The following is a 23,542-nucleotide window of genomic DNA, read 5'->3' as shown; positions in this document are numbered from 1 at the left end:
TTACAATCGTTCTCTTGACGCAATTTTTGTTATGAAATCGATTTTAATATGCCTGTGACTAGTTCAAAATTAAATGGCGATATTTACACTGCCTGCCAATTTGGAAGACAAAATTTTTGAAATTAAATTTGGGGCTGATCAAACTGTTTCTAAGATTGTTTCTTATTTCCCACTATCTGAATCAGAGACTCAAAAAATCAGGTCTATTTTACAAAATGAATCATTTGATGGGTTTCACTCCATTTTTACAGATAAAATCACTGAAGATGAGTGGAATAATACCAAAGAACAAATCAAAAAGAAATTCAAAGATGAATTGTTTGATATTGACAAAAAATCCTAAATTAACACTGATTTGCTTTATTATGGAGAAAATTTCAGAATAGATGCCGGGATAGCCAAGTGGTACGGCGGCCGTCTCGAAAACGGCTACGTGAAAGCGTGCAGGGGTTCGAATCCCTTTCCCGGCGCCATGGCTTTGACGCAAATTTCAAAGCCCCTACTTTTCAGTATGTTCTAGGAACAAAATTTGCCTGAAAATAGCACAACATTGGTTCAAAGCCATTGCATAATTTCAGGGCGTCAAACCAATAACGCATTTGGTATTTAGGATTGAATGTAAGACGGAATAATAATTACTGGTTATTGCATTGTCGTTTTAATCCACTTATCATAAAATATGCTCAATCCTAATTGTAGTAAATCATAAATAGGCTAAAGATAGTAACATCATACTATAATATCTGATGAATGATGGCAAAAAAGAAACTACAGCGATTTGATCTCAAGGTTTTACTGCGTCTGTTGGCTGCGGTATATGAATCCGGACACGAAAAAAGGACAAATCTGGCACTTAATGCAAGACTGCACTATGACACATGTGTATCATATCTTGACATGCTGGAATTTTTAGGATTTGTAACCAAGAGTAATCGCTATTCTCATCAGGTATACGACGTAACTCCTCATGGAATTTCATTGTGCAAGAAGAAACTTGATGCAGAGTTTGACAAAAAATACAACGGCATTCTAACAATTCTGGACTGACACTTATCCTATAGGTACTACCTATATGGGTAGTACGCGATCGAGTAGTACCCATATACGGAGCGCGGCTTATTAGATTCTTCCAACATTGGAAATGACAATGACTACAATAACCGTTGTTTTTGCAATTTTAGCAGTTGCATTAACCACAACAATAGGAATAACTCCTGCTTTTGCTGATTTTCAAGACTACATATGGTCAAGAAGCGCAGGTGATGGACATTTGGGTTTTCTTAATTGCTCTGGAGACAATTGTGATTTGAAACTTAAGACAACCAGTGGAGTACAAATTCATTCACAATCTACTATCAATTCAGAAGTAGACTCAGTCGTCACAGAATTTGACAGTGTAGGAAAGAAAATGTCAATTGACAGAGTTACAACAGCAGACAGCATATTCGTCAATCCAACCTAGCTGCTGGCGCAAACGGATATACTGCGTTTGAGCGTCATTGCACTGCCTGGTTCATTTGGTGCTATGGTGGCCTTGACACTCATTATATCAAGATGGATGTACAAGTCAACGACAATGCAAGTGAAGTATAATTCATGCTTGCTGAAAACAGTGGTGCCTCTCCTCAAGAATTTGATGTTAGAAAAACTCTAGGTCATGAATTATGGCATGCAATGGGCATGGATCATGATAATGGCAACACAGCCAACCTAAGCTATTATGTTTATGTATTTGGAGCCACAAACGGATATGAGATAACCTCTGCTGAGGCAACAAACTTGGAGAATCAATACCCATGATCAACAAAAAGATTAGCTTAATGGCAGTCATTGCCATCGCTGCTTTTGCTTCTATTGTATATGGTGTAAGTGAAAATTCTCCTGTCATAGAAAGAACAGGGTATACACAATTTGCAGACAGGACATTTGACCAAAGAGTTGAGATCAATGCATTAGCTGTAGTAGGCGAAATTGTTGATTCTGAAATCGTAATGGTTGAAGAAACTGTAACAGGTACAGATTGTGATGAATGTGAGGAATATGTCATAGAGACCGCTGTAAAACCACAGTACAAAGTAACTGTCAAGGTAACTGAGGTCTTAAAAGACAATGGAATTCTCAACGGCAATGATCTTGTTACCTTTTATGACAAGTCTGTAACTGGATTAGGCAAAGTGGATGGACATACAACTCAGTTCATTTCAAGATATTCTGTTGATTATCATGTTGGAGACAAGGGTATTTTTATCATAAGCAATGATAGAGGTCTTAACATGATGGGTTTCACTCATTACTATCCATTAAAAGCTGGACAAACTACCATGACAAGTGAGTTTGACAAAATGACTGAAAAAGCACCTATTGATGTGGATTCTGCTAGAAATATTGCTAAAATGATAGCTGAAAAGACTCAATAAATAACAACCTCTTTTTCCTTTTTTATTATGTAACTGACATTTGATAATTGTTTTCTCTTTGATGTCATGATGTAGAATTACAGTACAGCAGCAACATATGCTAAAAAAAGAATTGATAGGAGTTTGAAATTACTCCTATATCTTCCTGCGTTACTGAATTCCGGGTCCGCTAACAAATGTCAACGGACTCCTTCGGGCCCGCTTACCATGTATGTCTAGAAACTTTTTTTGAAGTTTTAGTAAACCATGTACGAGAGCACCAGGTCGGATTCAAATCATTAATGTTTGTCTGGGTGTCGAAAAATTTGACCACGCCCTTTCCCGGCGCAGGATTTATTATACAAAAAATAACATTTCTTGAATCTGAATTTTGATGATGATTCTCATGGAATGCCTCCAGAAAAGAAGGTTACACTGAAATTTTTTTATCAGTTAAATTGTCTAGATTATAATACATAGTTTTCAACAATTGACACGGATAGATTTTAAAATACTTTTTAGATTTTCAAAATGTTTAAAGTTAATTGATTAATCAAACAATTATGACTAGTGAAACTGAATCAAAAATTAAAGAGACAGGAATTTCAACTGCTGAACTAATATCTCATTTCAGAGAAAAATGCAAATTATGTGGTCATCATAGAATAATGCATAATGAATTTGGAGCATGCGAAGGCGTAATGAATAAACCATGTACGTCTGGCTGTGACGGGTTTGATCCTGAATGAGCAAATAATGTATTTTTACATGTTTTCTAATTCTTTAATAAGATATTTTTTATAATCTAACCATGGATTCAGGGAAAAAAGACGAGAGAATTTTTCCCTTAGGGTATGATCCTCAAGACATTCCCGTTTCTGATAACCCCAACATAAGAAACCAATTACTTGATTTTATTCTACAATCTGGACCCACTGAGGTTGTAGACACTGATTTGTTTGCTGTAATGGCAAAAAGACGTTCTACGAGAAAATTTTCTGATAAACCTGTAGAAACCACAAAGATTGATAAAATTATTGCCGCAGCTGACACTGCTCCTACTGCTGGAAATTATCAGGGATTTGAAATATTTTATATTAAAAGTCCAGAAAAGAAAAAACTTCTAGTTGAAGCATGCAACAAGCAACCTTATGTGGATGCTCCTGTAGTCTTAATTTTTTGCAAAAATCCTTCTAGAGTAAAATTTGATTTTCCAGAATATGTCCTTGCAAAATTTGCAATTCAAGATGCCACTTTAGCTGCTGGATATTCCCAGCTTGCATCTCAGGCATTAGGACTAAGTTCTATTTGGATTGGAATGTTTGATGAGAAAAAAGTAATGGATGTTATTGGCACTGATCTTATTCCCTCATCTGTTCTGTGTATTGGATATCCCGAGCAAACAAAATTTCCCAAGCCTAGAAGAAATCTCAAAGATTTGGTTCATGTTGTATGGTAGAGTTGGCCTGAAATTATTCATCTTTAAATAATCATAGTTAGTTGTCAGAATCATGACTGACGCATATGTTATGTTAAATTGTGAATTGGGCGCGGAATCGCAAATTCTGGAGGAATTGAGGCAAATTGAACAAGTTGTTGATGTCTTTGAAACAATTGGAACTCATGACATGCTTGTAAAGATCCAAGCTGAAAATTTCGAAAAGATACGTGAAATTGTTTCTTGGAACATACAAAAGATGAAAAATGTCCGTTCTACTGCAACTCTGATAAAAAAAGACAATTGAATATGGCTAATATTGTTTGAAAATTTAATTAAGATTGTTGTCAATGGAATGAATATGACTGATGACAAAAATGAGATTGAAAAACTCATTGATACTATGATTTCCAGTGGGGACGACCTAGTTGGCAATCTAAAAAATATTCTTCCAGATTCATTAGCAGAATCTGTTGTGATGTTTCATGAGTCAAATGTATCAAATTTAAAAAAAATTCGTGCTTTTCTAAACAAATGATTGGAAGGAATTGTTCCTATAATTTCTACTATATCCTTTTTAATCATAATGTGATATTTTTACCATGTCTAGATCCAGAACAATTACTATTACGGTAAAAAAGAAAACAGGCGATGCATTTGATGCCATTTTACAAGCTCCTCCAAAAATGATGCCTGATGCAACAATCAATAATGACGGTTGGTGGTTATTTACAGGCCCTCATGGCAAATCTCAATTAAAATTTAATGAAAACAAATCCCTTGGAATTTTGGATTATCAGTTTATTGATGAAGAATCTACTTGGAATGTACCGATGAGGGTAGTATCAAATGGTGATTTTTCTGATGTGGTGATTACTTTGAACAAACCTGATGAATTAACTGATGCCCAATTTGATCAAAGAATATCTGAAATTGGCGATATGGTGGTTTCTATGAAAAATATCATTGAATCGTATTAATTTTAGTTTAAAGAATTTTAAAAATTCATTCATGATTAATTACAAATCATCCTTAAGGTTAAATGCAAATTTGGTAATACTGTATTGAGAAGATATGCCATACGAAGAAGTTTATTTTCAAAGAATGGAAGAGGACACTCCTGAAGAATCTCTAAAACTAAAAACTAAAAAATCCGAATAATTTTGTTTCATTAATCCTTATCAGAATCATCAGTCTGTCTTCCTCCTGGGCCTACCATGTCTTCTGGTTTTACATTGTTATCCCAATCTCCTTTGACACCTTTTATCAGTGAAATAATCCCTGCCCCAATTAGACCAATAATGACTCCAAAGAATATTGTTTGTTCAAATATCTTAAATGAACAATTGATTTTGACAGGTGGTTTGTCATCAAAATATTCATAACATGTTCCAAACTCGTCTGATTCTAAAGTTGCAGCTTGAAAATTATGCCCAAATATTCCTAGTACAAGAAATCCTGCAAAAACCAGTATTATTCCAATAATGATAAATCTCATGTCGCTCATACTTTTTTTCCTGATTTATCGTATTTACATTTTGACCTGAAAATAATGTGATGCTATTTTTCAAGTAATGCTTTTAAATTTTCAAGTGATGCTTCATAAAACGATCCCATAAAAGCTAGAAACTCTAGAAATTGGGTTTCAGACATTTTTTTACTGTTAAGATAAGATTGCCAAGTTAATTCAACGAGTTTGGTGGATTTGGCTTTAATTGAAATTGTTGCAACATATGCTCTAAGTGGCAATCCTTCTGTTGCAATATATGTAAAGTATTCCTTGTCTTTCCACGCTATTATGTGCTCTTCTATCTTATTCTCATCTGCAAAAGTGATTAGCCTAATTGCGCCTATGCCCTTTTTGTTTTTAGAAAGATAAATTGTCTTTTTTACATCTACTACCCAAGTTGGTAATCCAACTATGTTGCTGACTTTTCTCCAAACTTTGTCTTTTGAAGCTTTAATTGTAATAATTTTTTTAACAGTGCCCGTATGAAATGATTTTTTTACAGTTTTTACCATGTTTCCCTAATCAGATCTGGCTGAATTTTAAATTTTAGTTGTACAACCATTTTTAATCCCCCGAATACAATACTATCAAATGGTCTTTGGATGGGGTAAAAAAAAACAAGAGGCAGCAAAAGAGGCACCAAATGATAAGACGATAAATCTTTCTGATGTTCCACAAATTGTAACTGAACTTCGGCAATTAAGGCAGTCTCAAGCCCTATCGGACATTAAACGTCTAAGAGATGCCACTGTTCCATTAATTGATGATTTAACAAATATTGGCAAAGTGCTTGAAAAAGACAATCTGAATGTTGATGATATTGATAAACATCTTGCAATTATTGTTGTTAGAGGTAAAAAGCAAGTAATTGATATAATAAAAAAAGGGGTTACTGGAATTCCAAAAATTTCATCTATTGATGATGCCCAAGAATTAGACTCTACATTAAATCAAATATTAAAAAAAGTTGGCGATGTTTTAGGTAGGCAAACCAGAGTCATTCATATTTTTGCAAAAAAATATGCAGAACAATTAAAAAATAACCTTGAAGTAATGAACAAAAATCATTATGAGATTCATGATATTTTAAAAAATTTTGATTCCATGAAAATCATCTCTGATGAAATAATGAACGTTCTTTCTGAAATTAAAAATCTACAAGAAACTCGTATGCAAAATGAAAAAAAGATTGTGGAAATCACTAGTCATTTGTCATCTATAGACGAAAAAATTTCATCTATACAATCATCCATAGAAGAAATAAAATCTTCTGATAATTATCAAAAATATGTTGAACTGAAAAAGAGTTTGGATGAATTTGAGACTCAAAAAATAAAAATAAAAAATGACATTGATGCACAATTCACAAAAATCTCTCGTCCTTTGAATCGATATGAGTATGCGTCATCATTAGATAAAGATCAAAAAAATCTTTTGGCAAAACTGAATACCGATCCTTTCGATGTCCTTACTCCAAAAAATAAAGATTCTATTATAGTGATTTTAGAAAACGTCCGTAAAGCTGTATCCTCTTCATCAATATCGGTAAAAGACGTAGATAAGACACTGGCACAAATTACTGAAACTGAAGAGGCGCTTGATGGATTCCTAAAACAGGTTTTAGCATATTTTCAAAAACATGAACAGCTGGAAAATGACTTGAATTCACTAAAACCTAAAAGTCTCATATCATTGGAAGACGACCTGGAAAAAAATATCTCTTTTAAAGAAGATTATGAAATTAAATCTAAAACAATTAAAAATGAAATAGATGAAATTCGCTTAAAGATTCCTCAGTTTGTCACTGAAATTGAGGATAAATTAAGGAAATTCTCAAATACAAAATACGTTCTTGATTCATCTTAAATTAAATTAGAACTATGTTGAAATATTGTCATGATTTTCAAAAAGAAAGAATTTAAACGAACTGTTTTGATCCAGAAAGAAGTTCTTGATAGCATTCTATCTTTTTGCCAAATGAAACATCCAAACGAAGGAATTCTGATACTCAAAGGAAAATCAAAGAACGGTGAAATCACAATTAGTGGACTTGTAATTCCTCCATTTAGTGAAACTGGTCCAACATTTGCTGGATTTCCGCATTCTTTTTTGCCATTTGATATGAGTTATGTTGGCATAGTTCATTCTCATCCAAGTGGTTCTGCAGAACCATCTGTAACTGATTTACATAATTTTTTTGGACTTGTATCGATGATTGTACAATCGCCCTATGATGAGAATTCTATTTTTGCTTGGGACCGTGATGGCAATCAAATCCCTCATTCAATAATATAAAACATGAAAATCCTCTGTGGTGTAAACAGAAAACAACTGACAAAACTTTATAACCTTTTTCAAGGTACTTTTATTGGATTGTTTAATTACAAAACTTATTTGTTATTTCTAGGGGCGTCGTTGGCTATAAGCATTGGATTGCAAATGGTGCTTCCATTTCCGTATGGTTTAGGTGCAGCACTGGCAATCTTTATTGTATTTCCATTGTTCTTAAGAAAACGATACATGAGTCGTATGCGCGGTTATGGTGGTGATTCTGGAACTGGTGGTGGATTTTTTGGAATGGGTTCACAAGGTGGCTCTGGTGGAGTTAGGTATGTTTGTCTTGTTTGTAACAACAAACACAAGGGTGGCACATGTCCACGATGTGGATCAAAAATGCAACGAGCAGACTTTTAAAGAGATACAATGTCCCTAGAAGAAATTCGTAAAAAAGTAATATTTCACAATTCAGTTGATGTTTGGATTGCAGCATGCAAAGAGAAAAACGTTCCTTGGACAAACCCTGACAATTATAAAAAATTCATTGCACATTTACTAAAAAACAATCTCAATCTCAAAGCGTTTAATCTATGTGCTCATGAAGCAGGCGCAACTGAGGATGAAAAGACTAAATTTACTGAAACTTTAGCTGAAACAAAGGAAGATCCAAATTCATTGACATACACAATTAAGCTCAATGATTCAGCTTTAGACATAATTAGAAGTTACAACATGTAATTATCGTTTGAGTTTTGGATTAACAATTGCATCAAGAGCGTTTCCAATGAATACAAATGCTAAACCTGTTATGGCAATCATGACTCCTGGCGGCATAATCCACCACCATAATCCCCTTGCTGCTGCACCAAAAGTATTTGCATCATGTAAAATCTGGCCCCATGTGGGAAATGATGGATCTCCTAATCCTAGAAAACTTAATCCTGCTTCTGTAGTTATTGCAGCCGGTACTGAAATTGCAATACTTGCAAAAGCATAAGGTAACAGTTGTGGCAAAATATGTTTGAAAATTATTTTCGAGTCTTTTTGTCCCATCATATTTGCGGCATCTACATACCCTCTAGTTTTGATTTGAAGTGACATACTTCTCGCTACTTTGGCAATTCCCACCCAACCAAATATCATCAAAAACCCAATCATCAGAAATATGCTGTTGCTAATTGTTACTGAAAGTATGATGAGAAAAGGAAGAGCTGGAAGTGCATATATCACATCATTAAATCTCATCATGGCTTCATCTGTCTTTTTGCCCTTGAATCCTGCATAGACTCCATACAGCAAACCCATTACCACTGATGCAATTGAAACTACAATACCTATGAATAATGCAAGTGGGGTGCCCCATAGAAGCCCTACTGCTAAATCTCGCCTCAACTCATCCGTGCCCATTACACCAAAGGCCTTTCCTCCTATGATTAATTTTGATTCGTGAATTTGATTTTCAGAATTAACACCATACAAATTCATGGAAAAAACATACTTTCCTTTTAGAGGTTCATTTGTTTCAATTTTTGAAAAAACAATATCTTCTGAGGATAATCCATCAAGAGAAAATTGAAATTTTTCTGATTGCAATGATAGATTTTTCTTAATTGCATCATCTGTTGAAAAAATTCTTTCACTGTGAACTGTTTTTGAATTAGCATGTGGCAGTGCTGTTGATAATAATTCAAGTTGAATTCCATCAGGTCTGACAACAGACATTTTTAATAATGGTGATCCCACATATTCTGATGAAAACACATAGATGAAATCATTCGGAAAATAATCATAATCGAAATTTAAACCGAACTGATGTGAAGTAAGAATTATCTCATCTTGCAAAATATTCTGGACGCTTGGATTTTCTAGAATTTTATGCTCTGGAATTTTTTCAGTCATAAACAAATTCATCCAAACTGGAATTGCAACTTTTGGGTATAGGATCCAACTACCTGGATTATTCCATTCTTGAAAAGTTTCAATTGGAATTGCAATCATTGCAATGATCGAAATCCCAATTAATATTATGAGGATTGAAATTCCCGCAATGCCCATGTTGCTTTTAAGAAATTCTTGTTTAATTTCTTGGAGTGTTATTCCGCTCATTGCCCGGTTCTCACTCTAGGATCAAAATAACCATAAAGTAAATCTGCAATGAATATGCTGATCAAAAAGAACACTGTAAGTAAATATGTTGCACCGATAATTACTGGAAGATCCATCACTGTTATTGCCTCAAAATACAATCTGCCCATTCCTGGCCAATCAAATACTGCTTCTGTGATAATTGCACCGCCAAGTGATCCGGATAAACTAAGAGCTAAAATTGTTACAATCGGCGGGGCTGCATTTTTTAGTGCATGTCTGTAGATTATTTTTTTCTGTGAAATCCCAATTGTTTTTTTTGCCATGATGAAATCTTCCTGCATAATTCCTACCATGAAATTTCTTACCAAATATGCCCATGAACCAAAACCAATCATGACAATAGTAATCAATGGTAATGCCATGTGATATAATAGCGAACCAACATATCCCGGATCTGATGATGGGATGTCTGGAGTTGCTCTTGCAGGAAATATCTGATACGTAAATGCAAATAAAAATATCATCAACATTCCTATCCACCATACAGGAAAACTAGAGCTAATAATTGCAAAACTGGACGTGATTCTGTCAATTACGGAACCTACCTTACTGCTGGAAAAGGCACCTAGAAAAATTCCGATTATGGAAATGATTATTGTTGCAGTCGTAAAAAGCAAAACCGTTCTTGGTAATTTCTCAAAAAGTATGTCTTTGACATTTGAAGAACCCTCATCACTAGTTAGGAATGTCGCATGACCAAAATCCAATAATAATATCTTGTACATTGTAATTCCAATTCTTTGAGGCGAATACCACGGTTCATCAAGTCCTAAAATCTTTGTCCTCTGTTCTATTTGCGCTTGAACAAATGACTCAAACTCATCTACTGACGAAAAGCTTTTTGCTATGGCTGGATTTTCTGTAATTTCAGATCTTACTTGAAAGACTATTCCTTGCTTTAGAATAGTATCCATATTGGAACCTACAAGTGAAATAGTAATCAATAATGTGATTATTAAAACTCCGAATATTGTTGCAATTCTTGTGGCCACATACCTTTTCATGCTCATTATTCTCAAGGAATAGAATTACTTTATAACAATAGATGTTTTTTCCCACAGTTTAATTACGGCACATTTTTATAAAAATTCAGAAAGACATGTCCTTTGATAGAGAAAGAGAAATGTTCACCGCAAAATGCGGTGACTGTGGAAATGAATGTCAAGTACCCTTCAAGCCAAAAGACGACAGACCTGTTTATTGCAGAGAATGCTTCCAAAATCACAAACCCGCACCAAGACCTGGCGGAAGATTTGGTGGAAGATCTGGTGGCTATGGTGGAGACAGAGGCTCTAGATTTGGTAGAAGAGATGATAGACCACGAGAAATGTTTGACGCAAAATGCGGTGACTGTGGAAATGATTGTCAGGTACCATTTAGACCAAAAGACGACAGACCTGTTTATTGCAGAGAATGTTTCCAAAATCACAAACAAAATTAAAAAATCGTTTTGAGTAACTTTCAAAACTCCTTTATTTTATATCAAAAGATTTAGAATCTTCATACCTGTGAATCTATTATTGGCTTCAATTCCGTCCAGAGATGAAATATCTATTGGAATGATAGTTCAGATTATTCTAAAACAAGATCAAAAAACAGGAAATCTGACTGATGGAACTGTAAAGAAAATTCTTACTTCAAGTATTACTCATCCCCATGGAATTAAAGTTGAATTAAATGATGGAAAAATTGGCCGAGTTCAAAAAATCATATTGTAATAAAACTGACGAGAGCGAAACGAATTCTAGGTGTCCTTCAAGGCAGAAAGGCAACTCTCGTCTAACACCGTTAAGCCAACCTCAGTTATAAACATTTTATGAAGGTATGAATGATTTGATTTTTAAAATATTATAATTAGTTATCACTATTCAATTCATGGTAAAAAAGAAATCTTTTGATCCTGATAAATTAGTTTTAACAAAACACGAGATTCTAGAATTTTGTGACAGGGTATTGAAAAAATGGGAAAAGAATCCAGTAAAAAACAGAAATAATATTCTTGCAATGAGTGCAGTAAAAACAAGCGTTATTTGGACTGATGATGAATCCCTTAAGGCAATTTGGAGTGAGATATTTGCATGGATCTTTGAACTTCTGTATGAAAATGCAATGTCTCAGGATAATGTGGAGTGGGGAAATGTGATGAAAAAATTAAAGAATAAAAAATGATGAGATATTTTGAAATATTATGAGTGCAAACACTATCAAAAAAGCAAAAAAATTGGTCGAGAGTGGCGGCGTAGTCCAAATAGAAGATGATTTGTTTCAGATAAAATCTTCATCTGATCCTGAAAAATCATATTTTGTTACATCTGATACTTGTGAATGTCCTGGATTCAAAAATTTCTATAAATTCCATCATGGGAAGGGCTTGAAGGCAAATTGTTCACATTTGGAGGCTATACGAATTTTCAAGCAAGACTCTTAGGTTATTTGAAATTTTTTGAATCAATCTTCCCGACAAATGCCTTGTTTCCTGCAATGACTATTGGCCGTAATATCAATCCTGGATACTTTGCCATTAATTTAATTATTTGAGAATCTGTTTTTTTACCATTCTCTAAATCCAATTCTTTGAACATTTTGTCTTTTTTTCTAAGAAGTTCTGATGGTTTTTTACCCGTCATTTTGATGATTTTTTTCAGTTCTCCTTCTGATAGTGGTTCTTTAAAAAAATCTCTTTTCTCAATGTCTATTTTCATTCTTTCGATCTCTGAAATTGCTCTTTTACACGTAATACAAGAAGACTTGTGTAATATTTTCAATTCCTTTTTTCTATTTATTTTTGATTAAAAACTGTTTATAAAAAAGAAATGCTGTCATGCACAGCAAATGGATTTTTTAAAATCTTCCGAATTCCTTTCAAAATTACATTCTTTGCATACTTGCCAACTTCTTTTTTTGAGTAGGGTAAATGATGATTCATAACTTACAGAATACATTTTTCCGCCACATGATGGGCAAGGTAATGGAATATCTATTTTCATCAAATATTCCTATGAAATTTTGAATATAAGGCACGCGTATGATTTATCAATCGTTCATTGATTTTCTGAATTTTCATCTGTGGTATTATTTTCTAAGCTTTCTTCTAACTCTTGATCTATCTTTTCTTTATTGAATTCTTCAAGTGTTTCTTTTGGAATTGATATCCTGTCTAGATATGCTTGCCTTGCATCTTCATACGTTCCTCCATTTGCAAGAATGTCGTCTCTGATTTTTTGGGCTTCTGCAAAATTATTCTTTGTAAAGTTGAGTTGGTTAATTACAAGTTCTTTGATCTTGGGATTGAGATTGTTGATGTAATCATTATACTGAATACCATCATATGTGCCTGCTCCCGGTTTAAATTCATCGATTGCTTGGTTTCTCAGATTCTCTGCAATTAATCTCTGATGTTCCATGAATATTTTATCTTCAGAAGGTTTTTGGGCTATTTTTTGTTCCAAGATTAATTCCTCTAGTAGTTTGTGATAATATTTGAATAAAGTCTGACCTATGGGATTTTTTTCAAAATTGCTTTCATCTGAACTCAGATATTTTATTGCCTCATCAGTAGATAGTTTTTCCTGTAATTCAGAAACTGGTGATATGTCACCTTTCACTTGAAATTCCGTACTTGATAATCCTGTCATTCCATACCATGAACCAATAACATTAACAATGTATGTTCCTGGAATTCTTTCAAAATCTTTAATTTCTCCTTTAAAAACCCCCTCAGGATCAGTAAATGCTTTTGTAGTGTAGGATCCCGCTTTGATGAAAACCTCTGCCCCTCTAATTGGCTTGTATGCCTGGTCGACTACTTTACCTGTAACAATTACTGAATCTCCAGAATAAATTGCTCCTTTTTCAACATTGACCTCTATGACTAATTCCCATAATTCTGCATATGATGTTGAAATGATTGAAAACAGCATCAAAAATGAAATTAATCCTATTCCTAGAAGTCTATTTTCGTACACATGGCTTTCTTAGGATTTTCCTTGTTAAGCCAAAGTATGAATAAAAATTAGCCATTTTTTAATTTTATTTGAGCAATTTTATCTCAAAACAGCATGAAATTTTGTTAAAAATATTGTTCCCCGCTACTTCTTAAACCCCAAAATTTATCATATCTTGAACATGGATTTGGTAAAATTTCGAAATGATGTTAATCAAATGACTGAGAAATTATCTTGCGGACTCAAGGAAAAAGATGTATTCAAACTAAACAACGTCTGTCAACAATTAATAGAAATGTATCAAAAAAACTTGGTAAAAATCAATCATTCAATTTTGGAATTAATTTGTGCTAGTAATCTGATTTCTCGAGGATATACAGTTAAAGTTGAAAAAGACATTTCAGATATTTTGGTATGTGACATTTATGCAAAAAAGGGGGATGGTGACACAATAATTGAAATTGAAACGGGATTCACCCCTCCAGAACATGCAATGGATACTATAGATTATTTTGCAGCTCGAATAATGAGTAAGATTGCCCGATACAGTCAGTACTGCTCAAAATTTTCATTGGCTACTCCTGCAGTAGGCAACTTGCCGATTTCAAAAGTTTTCCTATTGCCGCCAAATGCAAGAAATGAAAACGACGTAAGAAAAATTCAAGATCTCTGTGATCGATATTACAAAAATCCTCCTATCAAATATGATGATGTCTTAAATGCTCGTCTTCATTCAATTTATCTGATAAATATTGACAAAGGTTTTGCAAAGGAAGTTGATCCACAAGGATATGTTGAATTGACTGAAAATCTTCTTAGGCGAAGTGAAATAGAATATTAGCTTTTAAACAATAGAAAAAACTCAAATTCATCTATTATTAATGATTTGTAGTATGATTTGTGCTGCATGTGAAACCCGGAAGCATTTTGAATGCATTGATTGCATGAATAATCATAAAACTCATTTGTGTAGTTGTGATTGTCATGACGAAAATACGGAACCTCATCCTGTAGGCAGTTCACACTGATCTCAGTTTTTAAATTTTCTATCCATTTCTTGAGCTATTGCTTCTAACTGACTAGTATCTCCCAATTTTCTATACGTTAATTTTTCAATGGTTTTGATGATGCTGATTGCTGCCCTGTACTGTGGAATTTCAGGCTCATTTATTTCCCCATACATGCCAATTCCTTGAATTTGATTCTTTTTGGCAAATCCGAGAATTAATCCATTAAATCCTGTGATGATTGATTTTTGGGGAGTTGTATTAACTGCAAGTGTTTCCATCTGTTTTGTTAATTCCTTGGATGTGGTAGTGATGAATGTTTTTGGATTGTTATCTAGCACTACATTAGTATGAAATCCTCCAAGTGTGTAAATGAATTTTGCAGAATACTTTTTTGCAACATCTATCACATCTTGACATAAAGCATTTAGTTCACTGCTGCTTTGTGGCTGTCCCTTTCCTCCTCCAAAAACAATCAGATCTTTTGTGTATCTGTACTCCCAACTTTCATCTGGAAGATCAATGTATCCTCCGTTATCAATTACATACGTTGGATATGTCGTCTTTGCAGTTCTGAATGTTTTTGTTCTCAATGAATCGTTAATGAAATTTACTACGATGCTTCCTACATTTCCCATATCTTGCATTGCTGCAATAATAATTGGTTTTTCTATTCTTGGTTCTTCATTTTGAATAAAATCCACAGCATATGTGAAATGTAATGAATTTTAAATCTATGTTCTAATTACAAATACTATTTTTCTTGTTTGATATTTTTATATGTTTAAAGATCTTATTGTTACGAAATAATCTATTGTTATACTATTTCATGTTTCAAAATTTTCTGATCATGTAATTTTTTGAGCGGATGTGTGATTTTTTGTATTTTAAATTTCTATCTTCTATAAAATTTCTATAAATAATTAATGCCATTTAACATTCTCCTTTTTGAAACAATCTTTGAGTTTTCGACGATTCATGTTTTTCTGAAATCGAACTTATCTTAAAGCTCGATAAATCTTAATCTTATTTTTTATGAATTGAATTTAACCCCTTGATTTTTTGCTAAAATCGTGCAATTTTGAGCCTATGTGTTTCAAAATCCCATTTTTGCCATATATTTAGATCCATATCATATTTTAACTCTTTTAGTTCAGAGGTGATTTCTTCCGTGATCGTCCAAAATATGAAGATTCATAAGGCAAAAAAACTTTCTATCGACAAATTATGGAAACATCCATGGAAAACATTGGAACATTAGAATACGTTCTTGACAAATATTCTAAAATCTGGTGCTGGAAAATTACTGGTGATCGTGCTGTCAATATGATCTCAAGACTTGTTCCTGAAGCATGGTATGGGGAAAACATCAACGAAGTAATTATTCCTGACAGCACTGAAAGTGTAAAACAATTAAAACTCATAATGGATAGATACCCGCTAGAAATTCTGTCAAAATCTATTTGGCAAAGAAAAATTGTAAAAACGTATGCTCCTAAACCTACACTTCCTCCAATCAAACACAAATTAAAACGAGCAAAGTCTGGTGAACAGTTTCGTGGAAAACTTTTAAATTTTCAAAAGGAGGGATTGGACTTTTTACTCAAATCTTCTGGTAATGCATTGTTAGCTGATGAAATGGGATTGGGAAAAACAGTTCAGACATTATCCTATGTGTCCACTGAAAAACAAACTTTCCCTGTTCTCGTTGTGGCTCCATTAGTTACATTAAACAATTGGGAAAGAGAGATTGAAAAATTCTTAAAGAAAAAAAGTCGAAATGGAAGAATTATTGAGACTGAATCTCCTAGTGTTACAATTATTCGAACTGGAAAATCTGAAGAACTGCCAAAAACTGATATTTACATTATCAATTATGAACTGCTCTTAAAGAGGTCTGAGAATCTGATGAAAGTTGGACTCCGAACCATAGTTTGTGATGAAGTTCATAATTTAAGATCAAAAACCACTCAAAAATACAAAGCCGTAAAAAAACTTGCTGCACTTCCCACCATATTGTATCGGATTGGATTGTCTGGCACTCCTATTTACAATAGAGGTTCAGAAATTTGGCCCATTATTGATATAATAAAACCTGGACTACTTGGAAGCTTTAAAGAATTTTGTGAATACTTTTGCTATGTTAATGAAAAAGGCAAGGCCATCGTATTAGAAAACAAACGTGCATCACTTAGAAATGAATTGCAAAAACATGTCATGTTAAGAAGAAAGAAATCTGATGTGTTAAAAGAGCTAAAAGACAAAGTTCGTTACAAGGAAGTAATAGCAGCTGATACTGACTATTATCTTGAAGAACTTGATAAAATCTGGAAAAAGCTTGAAGATGAACAAAAAGTCGCAGAAACTGAATTTTCAAAATCTGCCTCATATCATAGAGCTATTCAAAGTGAAAGACAGATTGCGGGACTCGCTAAACTGCCTCACGTGATTAATTTTGTAAAAAATATTATGGAAATCGAAGAAAGTGTTGTAGTATTTTGTCATCACAAAGTAATTCATAAATTGCTAAATGAGAGCCTGGAAGAATTTTCCCCTGTTTCAATAATTGGTGGACAGTCTGATGCACTAAGGCAGGATCAAATCGACAAATTCCAAAAAGGTGAATCAAAACTCATGATTGCTGGAATTCGCGCAGGAAATGTGGGTATTAATTTAACTCGAGCAAAATATGTAATTTTTGCAGAACTTGATTGGAGTCCTGCAATTCATAGGCAAGCAGAAGACAGGCTCCACAGAATTGGTCAGAAAAATACTGTGTTTGCATATTATTTGATTGGTGCAGGAACTCTGGATGATCATGTTGCAAATATCTTAGTAGATAAAAGCTATGAGATTGATGAAATTATGGATGAATCCATAGATAACTATGAAAATAAAGATAAAGCAGAACTTATTTTGGCACAAATTCAAGACAAGATTCGTTCTAAATAATTAAATCTCTAGTTTGTTCTTTAATTTAGATAGTTTTTCCAAAATACTTTGTTTCTCGGATTGCTCTAATTTGGAATCTTGGATGTTTTTAGAAATCTCATCAATTATGCTTATGATTTCAATTTCATGAGTTGGACCGGAAAATACTGTGTTTTCAAAACCATGCTCTTCTGTTTTATCAATCTCTTCAATTCCTTCATACATTATTTCGTAAATTTTAATAATTTTATCTTCCTGTCTTTGTGGAGACATTAGCACAAATTGACTCTTTCTTAGTTTTTCCAAATTTTCTAAAATCTCATCTTCTCTTATAGCAAGAATGTCTACAATCTGTTTTATGCTGCATGATTTTATTTGAAGTAGTCTTAAAATTTTTGCCCATGTTGGTGTGTTATTGCTCCAAAGAATTTCTTTTGCAAGATTGGTTATGGAAAATGAACCGTCGCTATTTAGTGATAGGAATTTTCTATCTTTTAGAGATGCTAATGAGTCAAGAATTTTTCCTATGCCTAATCTCTTTAATTCTGATTTCTCAAGATTATTTTCATTAAATGTTCCATTTGCCTTCATTGCCAAATCTAGAATTTCTAAATCTATGGTCCCTAATTTTCGCATATCATGCTCTCCTTTCCAAGATTAATCATTCTTTCCAATTAATTTTTGTTCTTGAAGAATATATGTGGATTATTGAACATTGAAACGTGGTCCGATATGAACTTCCTAGATTGCCTTATGGTTATGATGAACTAGAACCATTTATTGATACAGAAACTATGAAAATTCATCATCAAAAACATCACCAATCTTATGTTGATGGATTAAACAAATCTCTTGAAGAAATTGGAGGTGCATCTCATCCCAAATACATCTCGTCAATTCTTTCTGAACTTACATCAATTCCTGAATCTGGACGAAGTACAATCAACTTCTTTGGTGGAGGATTTGAAAATCATAGATTGTTCTGGGAAACTATGACTCCTAATGGTGAGGGTAAACCTAATGGAAAATTAGATGATGCAATTGATGTGTATTTTGATAGTTTTGAAAATTTCAAGAAAATCTTCTCAGAAAAAGCCATTGCGATTCAAGGCAGTGGATGGTGCTGGTTAGTTTTTAATCAAACTTATAATAAAATTGAAATCATAACCACTCAAAATCAAGATAGCCCATGGACGGTTCAAAAAACACCTCTTTTAGGTTTAGATGTTTGGGAACATGCATACTATCTGAAATATCAAAACAAAAGACCTGATTATGTACAAGCTTGGTGGAATGTCGTAAACTGGGATTATGTTGGAAATCGATTCTCTGAACTTCCTGTATGATCTTTTTAATTTGGACAAATTCTTTTAAAGAAAAAATCTATTTTTGCATCTATGAACAAGAATCTAAGATATATTGCATTGCTTGCAATTTTGCCCTTGTTTACAACAGGTATGGCAACAGATTATTTCTCAGATGCTGACGCTGCAAAAGGTGCAGGTGTTGGAACTTCAAAATACGGTTCTAGCACAGGAATTTGTGGTCTGCAATTATGTTCTGAAATTCCAGGTGGTAAAGCCGCATGGGAAGCAGGACAAGAAAAAGTCATTCCTGTAGCTCCAGTTGAAGAATCCGACATGGAAGATTCTATGAAAGATGATTCCATGATGGAAGAATCCGACATGGAAGATTCTATGAAAGATGATTCCATGATGGAAGAAACTGAATCTGATTTGGGCACTGTGCTTAGATTATCAAGAGCAAACGTTCCAGCAACAATTCCATTGCATCAAGGTTACTATAACGGTGAGGATGTTTATTTTATAATCACTGATTCTAGCGAACCTACACATGCAGAAATCATTACAAAAAATCAAGGTTGGAAAGTAGAACTTGCGCCTTTGTTAAAGAACGCACCTGAAGAAGCACTTTCTAAAACATACATGTTTACCAACGGAATAATTGGAGATGGTGTGCATGGATTTCAAGGTGAAGTCTTTACAAGTACTCCTGCACAAGCAGACGTGTACAGTGCACTAACTTCCCATGTTCATGTAACATGGAATGATGGTGCAACACCTAGAATACTTGATTCCGATGCAATGATTATGGATGCAGCTGATAACCATGAAATCACATTGACTCCCGTTAATGTGGTTTTGAACATGCCGCAAATTATTTGGCCAGATGGTCAGATGATGGTTAAGGAAGACGAAACTTTAACTGACACAACTCCATATGGTGGTGGTCAAGTTCTTGATATCGATACAGAAGAGATGATTGTAACTTTCATTGCTCATCGTGGATGGGGTCCAGATGGTAGAACTATCTATTACATTGTAACTGATGCAACTCCAAGTGATCCTGCCGAAATGATGGGTGTTGTAAGTTCACCAACATCTGCAAGCTTGATTGCAAATTCAGCAGCAGTAGATTTGTACCAGTTCAAAAATGGTTTGGCAGGTACTGGTCCATTAGGATTTCAACCTGGAATTGCAACAGGAGCACCTGGCGATTCAAATTATTCTCCAATGTGGAGAATCTTTGTGATTGGATGGTCTGATCCTGCTAACGCACAACTATTAGAGACCGTTGATGATGTAAACGCATACAAAGAAGCTGGATTGATCGATATTGGTATTGCACGTCCAATGGATAGTGATCATATTGTTAACTGTCCATTCATTGATCCATTCCAATAAGATCTCTTTTTTCTTTTTTAGAATTCTTTACATTTGTTAATTTCTTTTTGACTTTTTAAACAATTTTTAAGAGAATCATCTATTGGATTTATCTTTGATTATGAGTATAATCTGGTATGAGTATTTCAGGAATGTATATGTTGAATGCAGAGGAATACAAAGAAGAAAAAATTCAGCAAGCTCTTGACATGTTATATGTTGATAGGAAAAATGAATTTCGTGAATTGTCACACGTCTTGCTGAGTGAAAAAGCACTGAAATCTATGCCCAATTGGAAAGAATTTGTTTTGAATTTTTCTTTGGATGTGGAATCTGCCTTTAAAACATGGTCTGGTCGAAGCCCATTGAGTGTTAAATCTCCGCAAAAAGCACTCACAATTCTTAGACAATTGGGACATGAAAAAACATCTATGAATCAACTGGCTCATCTCCTAAACATCTCGTATAATTTGTCTCTAGAATTCAAAGAAATATACAAACGTTTAAAATAATTCTTTTTTTTAAATTATATTTTTTGAAAATAATGTTTTTAAAATTTTTAAAATAGTTTTTTTATAATTAACCCTGAAATCAACCTGATTTTGTAGGTACGATTTGAACAAACTAGTAAAGATATATCTCAACGATTTAGTATTTTCATGGTATTGACAGTATTGATTGCCAACAAACTAAGGGATGAAAAGTCAAAATTTGATTCAGATAATTTGACAATTAATGTCAAAGGGTAAAAACAGTTTGGAAAAATATGGTAATCCTTGCATTACAAGTATTGTGCCTGAGAAAAAATTAGATATTTCTGAATATGAGTTAAAATGTCAAGATATTCTTGATGATGATGAAATACGTTATGCTGCACTGTTAGATGAATCTGGAATGATATTGGCAGGAGGTGAAAAACCTGGTATGACTATTAGATTGTCTGAAGAACAATTGCAATCCGTTTGTAAAGAATTGGCATCTAGGGTATCAAAGAGAAAAAAATTTGATGATCAATTGGGCCATGTAAAATATTCTGCATCACGTAGGGAACATGTGGTAATAATGAGTTTTCCAATCTTTGACAAGGTGATAATGTTGGTTGCAGAATCTAATGTCAATATAGATAGATTGGCTTTTCGTGTAATTTCTAAACTTGGAAGACAGTGGGGAGAATTTGTAGGCGAATGATCTCTCATTTGATTAAGACATTATCTTATATAGTATGATGTTATGAAAATAAAAAATGGTCAGCTGTATTGTGATTGACGATGATCCTGAAACAATAAGTGTTTTCTGTGAGGTGCTGGACATGATTGGTCTTGATGTTGTTGTTACTGGTAATAATGGCAAAGATGCAGTTGTTATGTATGAAAAACATAAGCCAGATTTGATTTTTGTTAATTTGATCATGCCTGAGTTTGATGGATTTTATGCCATCAAAAATATATTAAAAAATAATCCTGATGCTAAGATTGTTGTTGTGACAGGTGATCTGATGGCTGGTGAATCCTATCTTATGAATACGTTAAAAGTTACAGCAGTGATCTATAAGCCATTTGACATTACTATCATTAAACGCATGTTGACTGATGTATTTTTTTCAGGATAAATCAAGTTTATCTCGACTTCCTGCTTCCAAATTGAGGTGCCTTGGTCATTACGGACCTGTTTTAGATTTGATGATTATGAAATCTTTATTGCGTCATTTCTAAAATTCTGATTTCGTTTATCTCATACGTGCTTTGAGTATCTCAGTTTTGCGTCTCGCAAATTCTCCAAGGTGTTTCAGCTATGATTTTGCCCTCTACATTTTCAATTGTTTTCTCCCATATTTTGGACTCTGGATTTGATTCATAGAAATAGATTTTTCTCATGTTAATTATTCCCATCAACTCCCTAAAAGATAATGTTTGTAATTCCACACAAACAAACAAGATATAGAAGATATTCAAAAAACTCTGTTCAAATTGAGCATAAATTGTTTTTAATCTAATCAAGCTTAAAATCACTTGTGAGTAATAGTAATTCTATGTCGGATGCTGAGATGAAACACACTTGTATCATCATCGACGATATGAAAAGTCATCAATTATTGCTGTCTCAAATGGCTGAAATCTGCGGTTTAGAAGTAATAGGTATTGGTGAAAATGGAAAAGAAGCAATTGATCTTTTTGATTCTTCAAAACCGGACATTGTATTTTTAGATATGAGAATGCCAAAATATGATGGATTTTATGCAATAGACGGTATTCAAAAAATTTCTGAAACTGCTAAAATTATTGCAGTAACTGCTGATACTACTACTGACACTTTTGGTAGATTGACTAGTATGCATGTACCTGTCCTCTCAAAACCTTACAGCATGGATACTCTTAAAAAAATTGTAACTGATCAATTCCCCTCAGAAAAATAATTCGGAATTAAAAAAATTTATGCATAGACTGTGTTAGTTGATTTATTTATCCAAAACACATGAGTTTGTTTCAGCATCAAAAACTGTCCCCTCCCCACATTTTGAATTCACTCTGTCCGGCGAAATTCCATTATCCAAAACACATGAGTTTGTTTCAGCATCAAAAACTGTCCCCTCCCCACATTTTGAATCCGTTACGGCATTCACAAATGGTTCTTTAGGAATGGTAGTTTTGGAAGTCAAATCATCCTTTTTGGAATCTGCCGTGTCATATCTTTCAAATGCGTTATCAAAAAATCCTTGGCTGTAGGCCCCTCCAAGAACAATTAAAATTAAAACTGGAATTCCTATTATGATGGGCAACTTCAAACTTTTGCCTTTTGTTTGATTCATGGAATCGGCTGTTTTTTCTTTCTGATTATGATTTGACCCTACCTCAAATAATGATGAACCACAAACCATGCAAAAATTTGCCTCCAATGGAGTTTTTTTACCGCATTTCCAACAATGAATCGTTTCCTTGTTTTTGGGATCCGCATCAATGGATTCCCCCTCATCTGCATTCTTGTCTGGTTGTTGTTTTATGAGATATTTCTCCCTCATACGTTGGAGGTAATTTTGATCAGTTACCCAGATAGTCTTGTTTTCGATGTATCCCTGTTTGATGTGTTCTAATCTATATGCGTCACCCACACCTAATTTCAATAGAGCATTAACATCATCTACAATGTCTGACGAATCCATGAATTATCTATTGGGATGCTATTCTAAATTGTTTCTTTCTTGGAATTGCC

Annotated in this window: 35 protein-coding genes and 1 tRNA gene; 27 read left to right on the top strand and 9 right to left on the bottom strand. The window is 33.7% G+C overall.

The annotated features are described in order from the left end of the window. The first annotated feature begins 73 nt into the window (after nt 1-73). From OO712_RS06315 to OO712_RS06265, 11 genes are all read left to right on the top strand, one after another. Nucleotides 74-343 carry a hypothetical protein gene (locus OO712_RS06315; RefSeq protein ID WP_109876010.1) on the top strand — a complete coding sequence of 90 codons (270 nt, stop codon included), beginning with the start codon at nt 74-76 and terminating at the stop codon, nt 341-343. Nucleotides 344-388: 45 nt separating this feature from the next. Then, nucleotides 389-473 (top strand) — tRNA-Ser (locus OO712_RS06310). Between the two features lie 277 nt (nt 474-750). Further along, nucleotides 751-1,047, top strand: coding sequence for a winged helix-turn-helix domain-containing protein (locus tag OO712_RS06305; protein WP_109876009.1), 297 nt, complete (start codon nt 751-753; stop codon nt 1,045-1,047). A 100-nt stretch (nt 1,048-1,147) separates the two neighbouring features. Further along, a complete protein-coding gene (locus OO712_RS06300; RefSeq protein WP_109876008.1) occupies nt 1,148-1,462 on the top strand; it encodes a hypothetical protein in 315 nt (104 codons plus the stop codon). Between the two features lie 134 nt (nt 1,463-1,596). Further along, nucleotides 1,597-1,800 carry a M66 family metalloprotease gene (locus OO712_RS06295; protein WP_109876007.1) on the top strand — a complete coding sequence of 68 codons (204 nt, stop codon included), beginning with the start codon at nt 1,597-1,599 and terminating at the stop codon, nt 1,798-1,800. Next, complete coding sequence (locus OO712_RS06290; RefSeq protein ID WP_109876006.1) at nt 1,797-2,417, top strand: hypothetical protein; 621 nt, start codon at nt 1,797-1,799, stop codon at nt 2,415-2,417. Before OO712_RS06295 ends, OO712_RS06290 begins: the two co-directional genes overlap by 4 nt. Before the next feature lie 542 nt (nt 2,418-2,959). Beyond that, nucleotides 2,960-3,145 (top strand): hypothetical protein, encoded by a 186-nt coding sequence (locus OO712_RS06285; protein ID WP_109876005.1) that lies wholly within the window; start codon nt 2,960-2,962, stop codon nt 3,143-3,145. A gap of 62 nt (nt 3,146-3,207) precedes the next feature. Then, the gene (locus OO712_RS06280) at nt 3,208-3,855 is read left to right on the top strand and encodes a nitroreductase family protein (protein WP_109876004.1); all 648 of its coding nucleotides are present in this window, start codon (nt 3,208-3,210) and stop codon (nt 3,853-3,855) included. Nucleotides 3,856-3,907: 52 nt separating this feature from the next. Further along, a complete protein-coding gene (locus tag OO712_RS06275) occupies nt 3,908-4,141 on the top strand; it encodes an Lrp/AsnC ligand binding domain-containing protein (protein ID WP_109876003.1) in 234 nt (77 codons plus the stop codon). A gap of 54 nt (nt 4,142-4,195) precedes the next feature. Next, the gene (locus tag OO712_RS06270; protein WP_200829021.1) at nt 4,196-4,372 is read left to right on the top strand and encodes a hypothetical protein; all 177 of its coding nucleotides are present in this window, start codon (nt 4,196-4,198) and stop codon (nt 4,370-4,372) included. Nucleotides 4,373-4,436: 64 nt separating this feature from the next. Then, nucleotides 4,437-4,814, top strand: coding sequence for a hypothetical protein (locus OO712_RS06265; RefSeq protein WP_109876001.1), 378 nt, complete (start codon nt 4,437-4,439; stop codon nt 4,812-4,814). Nucleotides 4,815-5,005: 191 nt separating this feature from the next. Here OO712_RS06265 and OO712_RS06260 read toward each other — a convergent pair whose 3' ends face one another. Both OO712_RS06260 and OO712_RS06255 read right to left on the bottom strand, forming a co-directional pair. Beyond that, the gene (locus tag OO712_RS06260; protein ID WP_109876251.1) at nt 5,006-5,332 is read right to left on the bottom strand and encodes a hypothetical protein; all 327 of its coding nucleotides are present in this window, start codon (nt 5,330-5,332) and stop codon (nt 5,006-5,008) included. A 62-nt stretch (nt 5,333-5,394) separates the two neighbouring features. Then, nucleotides 5,395-5,856: an SRPBCC family protein gene (locus OO712_RS06255; RefSeq protein WP_200829020.1), complete on the bottom strand. Its 462-nt coding sequence runs from the start codon at nt 5,854-5,856 to the stop codon at nt 5,395-5,397. 79 nt (nt 5,857-5,935) lie between these two features. On the opposite strand from OO712_RS06255, the gene OO712_RS06250 reads away from it, so the two are divergent. The 4 genes from OO712_RS06250 to OO712_RS06235 all read left to right on the top strand — a co-directional run bounded on the left by OO712_RS06250 (nt 5,936) and on the right by OO712_RS06235 (nt 8,359). Continuing rightward, a complete protein-coding gene (locus tag OO712_RS06250; protein WP_109876000.1) occupies nt 5,936-7,210 on the top strand; it encodes a coiled-coil domain-containing protein in 1,275 nt (424 codons plus the stop codon). A 30-nt stretch (nt 7,211-7,240) separates the two neighbouring features. Then, a complete protein-coding gene (locus OO712_RS06245) occupies nt 7,241-7,639 on the top strand; it encodes a Mov34/MPN/PAD-1 family protein (RefSeq protein WP_109875999.1) in 399 nt (132 codons plus the stop codon). A gap of 120 nt (nt 7,640-7,759) precedes the next feature. Further along, nucleotides 7,760-8,038 (top strand): hypothetical protein, encoded by a 279-nt coding sequence (locus tag OO712_RS06240; RefSeq protein ID WP_225866795.1) that lies wholly within the window; start codon nt 7,760-7,762, stop codon nt 8,036-8,038. Between the two features lie 9 nt (nt 8,039-8,047). Then, nucleotides 8,048-8,359: a hypothetical protein gene (locus OO712_RS06235; RefSeq protein WP_109875998.1), complete on the top strand. Its 312-nt coding sequence runs from the start codon at nt 8,048-8,050 to the stop codon at nt 8,357-8,359. Here the strand turns inward: OO712_RS06235 and OO712_RS06230 are convergent, their stop codons facing one another. Both OO712_RS06230 and OO712_RS06225 read right to left on the bottom strand, forming a co-directional pair. Next, complete coding sequence (locus OO712_RS06230; RefSeq protein ID WP_109875997.1) at nt 8,360-9,727, bottom strand: ABC transporter permease; 1,368 nt, start codon at nt 9,725-9,727, stop codon at nt 8,360-8,362. It abuts the gene before it with no gap. Beyond that, the gene (locus tag OO712_RS06225) at nt 9,724-10,773 is read right to left on the bottom strand and encodes an ABC transporter permease (RefSeq protein ID WP_109875996.1); all 1,050 of its coding nucleotides are present in this window, start codon (nt 10,771-10,773) and stop codon (nt 9,724-9,726) included. Before OO712_RS06225 ends, OO712_RS06230 begins: the two co-directional genes overlap by 4 nt. 95 nt (nt 10,774-10,868) lie before the next feature. Here OO712_RS06225 and OO712_RS06220 point away from each other — a divergent pair, with 95 nt between their 5' ends. From OO712_RS06220 to OO712_RS06205, 4 genes are all read left to right on the top strand, one after another. Further along, nucleotides 10,869-11,210 carry a CxxC-x17-CxxC domain-containing protein gene (locus OO712_RS06220; RefSeq protein ID WP_109875995.1) on the top strand — a complete coding sequence of 114 codons (342 nt, stop codon included), beginning with the start codon at nt 10,869-10,871 and terminating at the stop codon, nt 11,208-11,210. A gap of 79 nt (nt 11,211-11,289) precedes the next feature. After that, nucleotides 11,290-11,487, top strand: a complete 198-nt coding sequence (locus tag OO712_RS06215; RefSeq protein ID WP_109875994.1) for a YwbE family protein — start codon at nt 11,290-11,292, stop codon at nt 11,485-11,487. Nucleotides 11,488-11,644: 157 nt separating this feature from the next. Next, nucleotides 11,645-11,938, top strand: coding sequence for a hypothetical protein (locus tag OO712_RS06210; protein ID WP_109875993.1), 294 nt, complete (start codon nt 11,645-11,647; stop codon nt 11,936-11,938). A gap of 19 nt (nt 11,939-11,957) precedes the next feature. Further along, on the top strand, nt 11,958-12,197 hold the full coding sequence (locus OO712_RS06205; RefSeq protein ID WP_109875992.1) for a hypothetical protein: 240 nt from the start codon (nt 11,958-11,960) through the stop codon (nt 12,195-12,197). Nucleotide 12,198: 1 nt separating this feature from the next. Here the strand turns inward: OO712_RS06205 and OO712_RS06200 are convergent, their stop codons facing one another. Together OO712_RS06200 and OO712_RS06195 are read right to left on the bottom strand one after the other, a co-directional pair. Next, on the bottom strand, nt 12,199-12,534 hold the full coding sequence (locus OO712_RS06200) for an arsenate reductase family protein (RefSeq protein WP_109875991.1): 336 nt from the start codon (nt 12,532-12,534) through the stop codon (nt 12,199-12,201). Nucleotides 12,535-12,810: 276 nt separating this feature from the next. Continuing rightward, nucleotides 12,811-13,734, bottom strand: a complete 924-nt coding sequence (locus OO712_RS06195; protein WP_109875990.1) for a peptidase associated/transthyretin-like domain-containing protein — start codon at nt 13,732-13,734, stop codon at nt 12,811-12,813. A 160-nt stretch (nt 13,735-13,894) separates the two neighbouring features. On the opposite strand from OO712_RS06195, the gene OO712_RS06190 reads away from it, so the two are divergent. Then, nucleotides 13,895-14,554 (top strand): hypothetical protein, encoded by a 660-nt coding sequence (locus OO712_RS06190; protein WP_109875989.1) that lies wholly within the window; start codon nt 13,895-13,897, stop codon nt 14,552-14,554. Between the two features lie 189 nt (nt 14,555-14,743). Here the strand turns inward: OO712_RS06190 and OO712_RS06185 are convergent, their stop codons facing one another. Continuing rightward, nucleotides 14,744-15,424 (bottom strand): PAC2 family protein, encoded by a 681-nt coding sequence (locus OO712_RS06185; RefSeq protein ID WP_109875988.1) that lies wholly within the window; start codon nt 15,422-15,424, stop codon nt 14,744-14,746. A gap of 523 nt (nt 15,425-15,947) precedes the next feature. On the opposite strand from OO712_RS06185, the gene OO712_RS06180 reads away from it, so the two are divergent. Next, nucleotides 15,948-17,672, top strand: a complete 1,725-nt coding sequence (locus OO712_RS06180) for a DEAD/DEAH box helicase (protein WP_109875987.1) — start codon at nt 15,948-15,950, stop codon at nt 17,670-17,672. Here OO712_RS06180 and OO712_RS06175 read toward each other — a convergent pair whose 3' ends face one another. After that, complete coding sequence (locus tag OO712_RS06175) at nt 17,673-18,287, bottom strand: hypothetical protein (protein ID WP_109875986.1); 615 nt, start codon at nt 18,285-18,287, stop codon at nt 17,673-17,675. Nucleotides 18,288-18,373: 86 nt separating this feature from the next. Here OO712_RS06175 and OO712_RS06170 point away from each other — a divergent pair, with 86 nt between their 5' ends. From OO712_RS06170 to OO712_RS06145, 6 genes are all read left to right on the top strand, one after another. Further along, entirely contained in the window at nt 18,374-18,997 is a 624-nt protein-coding gene (locus OO712_RS06170; protein WP_109875985.1) for a superoxide dismutase, read from the top strand. 51 nt (nt 18,998-19,048) lie between these two features. Beyond that, a complete protein-coding gene (locus tag OO712_RS06165; RefSeq protein WP_109875984.1) occupies nt 19,049-20,356 on the top strand; it encodes a DUF7482 domain-containing protein in 1,308 nt (435 codons plus the stop codon). 116 nt (nt 20,357-20,472) lie between these two features. Continuing rightward, nucleotides 20,473-20,847 (top strand): hypothetical protein, encoded by a 375-nt coding sequence (locus OO712_RS06160; RefSeq protein WP_109875983.1) that lies wholly within the window; start codon nt 20,473-20,475, stop codon nt 20,845-20,847. 223 nt (nt 20,848-21,070) lie between these two features. Further along, nucleotides 21,071-21,523 carry a DUF6659 family protein gene (locus OO712_RS06155; RefSeq protein WP_225866794.1) on the top strand — a complete coding sequence of 151 codons (453 nt, stop codon included), beginning with the start codon at nt 21,071-21,073 and terminating at the stop codon, nt 21,521-21,523. A 70-nt stretch (nt 21,524-21,593) separates the two neighbouring features. Continuing rightward, nucleotides 21,594-21,944 (top strand): response regulator, encoded by a 351-nt coding sequence (locus tag OO712_RS06150; RefSeq protein WP_160049181.1) that lies wholly within the window; start codon nt 21,594-21,596, stop codon nt 21,942-21,944. A gap of 402 nt (nt 21,945-22,346) precedes the next feature. Continuing rightward, nucleotides 22,347-22,748 (top strand): LytR/AlgR family response regulator transcription factor, encoded by a 402-nt coding sequence (locus tag OO712_RS06145; protein ID WP_146195956.1) that lies wholly within the window; start codon nt 22,347-22,349, stop codon nt 22,746-22,748. A gap of 42 nt (nt 22,749-22,790) precedes the next feature. On the opposite strand, the gene OO712_RS06140 is transcribed toward OO712_RS06145, so the two are convergent. Then, on the bottom strand, nt 22,791-23,492 hold the full coding sequence (locus OO712_RS06140; protein WP_109875979.1) for a zinc-ribbon domain-containing protein: 702 nt from the start codon (nt 23,490-23,492) through the stop codon (nt 22,791-22,793). Nucleotides 23,493-23,542: the final 50 nt, after the last annotated feature.

Source organism: Nitrosopumilus zosterae (genome assembly GCF_025998175.1).
GTDB lineage: Archaea > Thermoproteota > Nitrososphaeria > Nitrososphaerales > Nitrosopumilaceae > Nitrosopumilus > Nitrosopumilus zosterae.
The sequence above is the reverse complement of the archived record's forward strand: the minus strand, read 5'-3'. Positions and strand labels throughout refer to the sequence as shown.

Coding starts and splice junctions, on each gene's coding strand:
- OO712_RS06315 (WP_109876010.1), top strand. CDS start 74: ATGGCGATATTTACACTGCCTGCCAATTTGGAAGACAAAATTTTTGAA.
- OO712_RS06305 (WP_109876009.1), top strand. CDS start 751: ATGATGGCAAAAAAGAAACTACAGCGATTTGATCTCAAGGTTTTACTG.
- OO712_RS06300 (WP_109876008.1), top strand. CDS start 1,148: ATGACTACAATAACCGTTGTTTTTGCAATTTTAGCAGTTGCATTAACC.
- OO712_RS06295 (WP_109876007.1), top strand. CDS start 1,597: ATGCTTGCTGAAAACAGTGGTGCCTCTCCTCAAGAATTTGATGTTAGA.
- OO712_RS06290 (WP_109876006.1), top strand. CDS start 1,797: ATGATCAACAAAAAGATTAGCTTAATGGCAGTCATTGCCATCGCTGCT.
- OO712_RS06285 (WP_109876005.1), top strand. CDS start 2,960: ATGACTAGTGAAACTGAATCAAAAATTAAAGAGACAGGAATTTCAACT.
- OO712_RS06280 (WP_109876004.1), top strand. CDS start 3,208: ATGGATTCAGGGAAAAAAGACGAGAGAATTTTTCCCTTAGGGTATGAT.
- OO712_RS06275 (WP_109876003.1), top strand. CDS start 3,908: ATGACTGACGCATATGTTATGTTAAATTGTGAATTGGGCGCGGAATCG.
- OO712_RS06270 (WP_200829021.1), top strand. CDS start 4,196: ATGACTGATGACAAAAATGAGATTGAAAAACTCATTGATACTATGATT.
- OO712_RS06265 (WP_109876001.1), top strand. CDS start 4,437: ATGTCTAGATCCAGAACAATTACTATTACGGTAAAAAAGAAAACAGGC.
- OO712_RS06260 (WP_109876251.1), bottom strand. CDS start 5,332: ATGAGATTTATCATTATTGGAATAATACTGGTTTTTGCAGGATTTCTT.
- OO712_RS06255 (WP_200829020.1), bottom strand. CDS start 5,856: ATGGTAAAAACTGTAAAAAAATCATTTCATACGGGCACTGTTAAAAAA.
- OO712_RS06250 (WP_109876000.1), top strand. CDS start 5,936: ATGGTCTTTGGATGGGGTAAAAAAAAACAAGAGGCAGCAAAAGAGGCA.
- OO712_RS06245 (WP_109875999.1), top strand. CDS start 7,241: ATGATTTTCAAAAAGAAAGAATTTAAACGAACTGTTTTGATCCAGAAA.
- OO712_RS06235 (WP_109875998.1), top strand. CDS start 8,048: ATGTCCCTAGAAGAAATTCGTAAAAAAGTAATATTTCACAATTCAGTT.
- OO712_RS06230 (WP_109875997.1), bottom strand. CDS start 9,727: ATGAGCGGAATAACACTCCAAGAAATTAAACAAGAATTTCTTAAAAGC.
- OO712_RS06225 (WP_109875996.1), bottom strand. CDS start 10,773: ATGAAAAGGTATGTGGCCACAAGAATTGCAACAATATTCGGAGTTTTA.
- OO712_RS06220 (WP_109875995.1), top strand. CDS start 10,869: ATGTCCTTTGATAGAGAAAGAGAAATGTTCACCGCAAAATGCGGTGAC.
- OO712_RS06210 (WP_109875993.1), top strand. CDS start 11,645: ATGGTAAAAAAGAAATCTTTTGATCCTGATAAATTAGTTTTAACAAAA.
- OO712_RS06205 (WP_109875992.1), top strand. CDS start 11,958: ATGAGTGCAAACACTATCAAAAAAGCAAAAAAATTGGTCGAGAGTGGC.
- OO712_RS06190 (WP_109875989.1), top strand. CDS start 13,895: ATGGATTTGGTAAAATTTCGAAATGATGTTAATCAAATGACTGAGAAA.
- OO712_RS06180 (WP_109875987.1), top strand. CDS start 15,948: ATGGAAACATCCATGGAAAACATTGGAACATTAGAATACGTTCTTGAC.
- OO712_RS06175 (WP_109875986.1), bottom strand. CDS start 18,287: ATGCGAAAATTAGGGACCATAGATTTAGAAATTCTAGATTTGGCAATG.
- OO712_RS06165 (WP_109875984.1), top strand. CDS start 19,049: ATGAACAAGAATCTAAGATATATTGCATTGCTTGCAATTTTGCCCTTG.
- OO712_RS06160 (WP_109875983.1), top strand. CDS start 20,473: ATGAGTATTTCAGGAATGTATATGTTGAATGCAGAGGAATACAAAGAA.
- OO712_RS06155 (WP_225866794.1), top strand. CDS start 21,071: ATGTCAAAGGGTAAAAACAGTTTGGAAAAATATGGTAATCCTTGCATT.
- OO712_RS06140 (WP_109875979.1), bottom strand. CDS start 23,492: ATGGATTCGTCAGACATTGTAGATGATGTTAATGCTCTATTGAAATTA.